Consider the following 3,873-nt stretch of genomic DNA (forward strand, 5'->3'; position numbering starts at 1 on the left):
CAACCCGCTATTTAGTAAATGATGCATGCGTGCTTCTCAAGAAACCTTATGTGTGGGGTTCTATCTATCGCTTCGATGGACAGGCGAGCGTCTTTTGGGCTGAGTACGGTCCTTGTTCTCGCTGTTTGTACCCAGAACCACCACCTCCAGGAATGGTTCCAAGCTGCGCAGAAGGCGGAGTCCTTGGAGTCCTCTGTGCGACAATCGGATCTATTCAGACAACTGAGGCAATCAAAGTCCTTACCGGAGTTGGAGAATCACTCATTGGTTCTCTCATGATTTACGATGCTCTTGAAATGAATTTCCGCAAGGTAAAGATTCGCAAGGATCCGAACTGCCCAATTTGCAGCGAGAATCCTCGCCAAACAGCGCTCCTTCCAGATTATGAAGCATTCTGTGGAACTCTCTCTGATGCAGCTCAAGAGGCGAGCACTGGATCGACAATTACAGTGCAAGAGCTGAAGACAAAGATGGATAACAAAGAGGACTTCTATCTCATCGATGTTCGCGAACCAAGTGAGTACGAGATCGTCAGTATTCCTGGAGCGCATTTGATTCCGAAGCAAGGTTTTATCGACGGTAGTGCACTCTCAACGCTTCCACAAGATAAGCCCATCATCTTGCACTGCAAAGGTGGAGTCAGATCGGCTGAGTGCCTTGCAATTCTAAAGAATGCAGGTTTTGCAGATGCTTCGCATGTTGCAGGTGGAGTTATCGCATGGGCGAAGCAGATTGATACTTCTCTACCGGTGTACTAATGAAAGATAGCTACCAGGGCTATCGAGTCCTTCTTGTGCATGCCCATCCAGATGATGAAACCATCAACAATGGTGCAACAATGGCGATGTATGCAGCCCTTGGTGCGCAGGTCACTCTTGTTACCTGTACCCGTGGCGAAGAAGGTGAAGTCCTTGTAGAAGAGCACTCTCATAAAGCTGCAGCCCATGATGACTTATTGGGTGACCACCGCGTCATCGAACTTGCTGATGCAATGAAGGCTCTCGGTGTTGTCGATCACCGTTTCTTAGGTGAGCCAAGTAAGAAGTATCGCGACAGCGGAATGATGGGTACAGAACCGAATGACCGCCCTGATTGCTTCTGGCAGGCAGATCTCTCTATCGCAGCTTCAGAACTGGCTGTGATCATTGATGAGGTAAAACCTCATGTTCTGATCACTTACGATGAATTCGGCGGATATGGACACCCTGATCACATCCAGGCACATCGTGTTGCAATGGCTGGCGCAGAGAAGAGCAAGTGGAAGATCCAGAAGATTTACTGGAATGTCATGCCTCGTTCAGTCATCCAAGAGGGGATCGACAGAATGAAAGAGCTTGGCTCTGATTTCTTTGGAGCCGAAAGCGCGGATGATCTTCCGTTCTGCAAAGATGATTCATTTGTTACCGCGCACATTGACGGCAATTCTTATGTCGAACAGAAGATGGCTGCGATGCGCGCGCATGCAACACAGATTGCAGTCGATGGTCCATTTTTTGCGCTCTCCAATAACTTGGGATTGCAAGTGTGGGGCAACGAGTACTACACACTCGTTCAAGGTGAGAAGTCTGAACCTTTTGATTCACATGGACGTGAAAGCGATCTTTTTGCAGGAGTGGTTCTCTAGGTGCGCTTTCTCATCTCACTTCTTTGGGGAAGTGCATCAGGCGTAGTTGCAGTTATGCTTCATCAAAGCCTGCCTCCGGTAGGTGTAGTTGCAGGAATTACTCTTACCTATATTTCTATCTGGTTAGTTGGGCGTAACTTCCATCGACGCATTTATAAGTGGATAGCAGCATTGGGATGGATAGCAGTTATTTTGCGCGCCTCTACTTTTGGCGTTGGAGAAGAGTTGCTTGTGCAAGCCGACGGAGTGGGTTCTACCCTCTTGATAATTGGCACACTCTCTGCGCTTGCAGCGGTAGCAGCTCGTATTTAGCTTTTAATAGTCCAGCTCTGTCCATCTTTGCTGTCACGCACTTCAACTTTCATCGCAGCGAGCGCATCACGAAGACGATCGCTCTCGCTCCAGTTGCCCGCCTTTCGTGCTGCTGCACGTTCTTCTATAAGAAGCGCCGCCTCTCGAGTTAATTCATGGGAAGGTTTGCGATCGAGATCGAGACCAAGGACGAGATCTGCGTAAAGGAAAATTCCTCGCTTATCTTGTGCGCCGATAGTAGAATCCTTTTCAATCGTTCGCATTCTCAAAATTGCTTTTGGAGTATCGAGATCGTTCATCAAGTGTGAGTAAATTTCTTCATCACGTTTAAGTTCTTTGCCAGATCCCCACCGGACTACCAACTCTCGCCATCTCTGCAGAGTCGAATGCGCTGCTGAGATGTTCTGCCAGGTCATATCGATTTGAGCTCTGTAACGATTTTCCAGAAGAGCAAGTCGGAGGGCGAGGGGATCAAAACCTTGTGCAGCTATATCACTGACGAGAATTACATTCCCTGAACTCTTGGCCATCTTCTTGCCTTCAAAGAGCAGGTGCTCTCCGTGAATCCAATGACGAACGACTTCACCGCCAGCTATCGCGTTGGTTTGTGCGCGCTCATTTTCATGATGGGGGAAACGAAGATCTATTCCGCCAACATGAACATCAACGACAGGACCAAGAAGGGAAAGCGACATTGCGCTGCACTCGATATGCCATCCGGGAAAACCTGGACCCCAAGGGGAGTCCCAAATCATTTCTGTGCGCTTACCTGCTAATTTCCAGAGAGCCCAGTCGGCATGAAACTTCTTACCGCCATCTCCTTGATACTCATAACGATGGCCAGGTTTGAGTGAATCCAACTTGTTTCCGCTGATGTATCCATAATCTTGAACGAATCGGGCATCGCAATAAACATTGCCATCGCTTCCGATATAGGCAGCACCTTTGTGAATCAGAGTTTCGATTGCAGTAATAATCTCATTGATGTTCTCGCTTGCCCGAGGATAAAAATCTGCCGGGAGAATATTGAGTGATGCTAGATCGGTATGAAACTTCGCTTCATACCGCCGAGCAATCTGAAGCGGCTCCACTGATTCACGTGCAGCCTCTTCAAGGACTTTATCTCCGCTATCTGAGCCGTCGAGATTTTCTGACATATGCCCCACATCAGTGATGTTGGAGACAACAATCGATTCTGTGCCATTGAGCGACAAGGCTCGACGTATGAGATCGGTAAGAAGGAAGGTTCGCATATTTCCGATGTGCGCATCACGATAGACAGTGGGGCCACATGCATAGATGCGAACTACATCGCCAGTAATGGTTGTGAGTTCACGAGAGGCTGTCTCATACATGCGAAGATGGTGGCTCTCTAGATTTTTCCGGTTAAAGACTGGCACTACTCGAAAGTATGCGATTTCAGCTGGATCAAAAGTAGCAATAGACCCATCGCGGCGAACCAAAGTTGTCTCACTGTGTAAAACTCCAAGTAGGTCCCGAAAGGATTGGCCATCGCGCAGACGGATGGAGACCCGTTCACCTATCGCCTCCGCAATCTCACCTTCGAAATTCCCATACTTAGAACTCATTGAGTAACCATATTCAGCAATTCGCCCTTCCGCATGGTTAGAATTGCCGCCTGCCCGTACCGAAAGAGGAGGCCCGCCGTGACCTATGTGATTGCCCAGCCTTGTGTCGATGTGAAAGATAAGTCATGTCGCGAAGAGTGCCCAGTGGATTGCATCTATGAAGGCTCACGCATGCTCTACATCCAGCCAGATGAGTGTGTCGATTGCGGTGCTTGTGAGCCGGTCTGCCCAGTTGAGGCCATTTACTACGAAGATGATGTCCCGGGTCAGTGGCAGGACTATAAGAAGATCAATACAGAATTTTTCATCGAGCTAGGTTCACCTGGCGGAGCATCAAAGGTAGGTCAG

At 48.7% G+C, this 3,873-nt stretch carries 5 protein-coding genes; 4 read left to right on the forward strand and 1 reads right to left on the reverse strand.

Going from position 1 to position 3,873, the window contains the following annotated elements; genetic code table 11:
- The 3 genes from ACKOVI_RS03390 to ACKOVI_RS03400 form a co-directional block, all read left to right on the forward strand.
- Window positions 1-758, forward strand: a 758-nt coding sequence (locus ACKOVI_RS03390; RefSeq protein WP_509602622.1) for a ThiF family adenylyltransferase, incomplete at its 5' end; no start/stop codon positions are given.
- The gene (gene mshB, locus ACKOVI_RS03395; RefSeq protein WP_509602623.1) at window positions 758-1,624 is read left to right on the forward strand and encodes an N-acetyl-1-D-myo-inositol-2-amino-2-deoxy-alpha-D-glucopyranoside deacetylase; all 867 of its coding nucleotides are present in this window, start codon (window positions 758-760) and stop codon (window positions 1,622-1,624) included. The genes ACKOVI_RS03390 and mshB, both read left to right, overlap by 1 nt.
- Window positions 1,625-1,936 carry a hypothetical protein gene (locus ACKOVI_RS03400; protein WP_509602624.1) on the forward strand — a complete coding sequence of 104 codons (312 nt, stop codon included), beginning with the start codon at window positions 1,625-1,627 and terminating at the stop codon, window positions 1,934-1,936.
- On the opposite strand, the gene cysS is transcribed toward ACKOVI_RS03400, so the two are convergent.
- Window positions 1,933-3,525: a cysteine--tRNA ligase gene (gene cysS, locus ACKOVI_RS03405; RefSeq protein ID WP_509602625.1), complete on the reverse strand. Its 1,593-nt coding sequence runs from the start codon at window positions 3,523-3,525 to the stop codon at window positions 1,933-1,935. The genes ACKOVI_RS03400 and cysS overlap by 4 nt on opposite strands.
- A 78-nt stretch (window positions 3,526-3,603) precedes the next feature.
- On the opposite strand from cysS, the gene fdxA reads away from it, so the two are divergent.
- On the forward strand, window positions 3,604-3,873 hold a 270-nt coding region (gene fdxA, locus ACKOVI_RS03410; RefSeq protein WP_509602627.1), incomplete at its 3' end, for a ferredoxin.

It is taken from the genome of Candidatus Planktophila sp., assembly GCF_046070465.1.
Classification (GTDB): Bacteria; Actinomycetota; Actinomycetes; order Nanopelagicales; family Nanopelagicaceae; genus Planktophila.

What these genes read in the sequence shown, in the direction of transcription:
- cysS (WP_509602625.1), bottom strand. Translation starts at nt 3,525, where the DNA reads ATGAGTTCTAAGTATGGGAATTTCGAAGGTGAGATTGCGGAGGCGATA.
- mshB (WP_509602623.1), top strand. Translation starts at nt 758, where the DNA reads ATGAAAGATAGCTACCAGGGCTATCGAGTCCTTCTTGTGCATGCCCAT.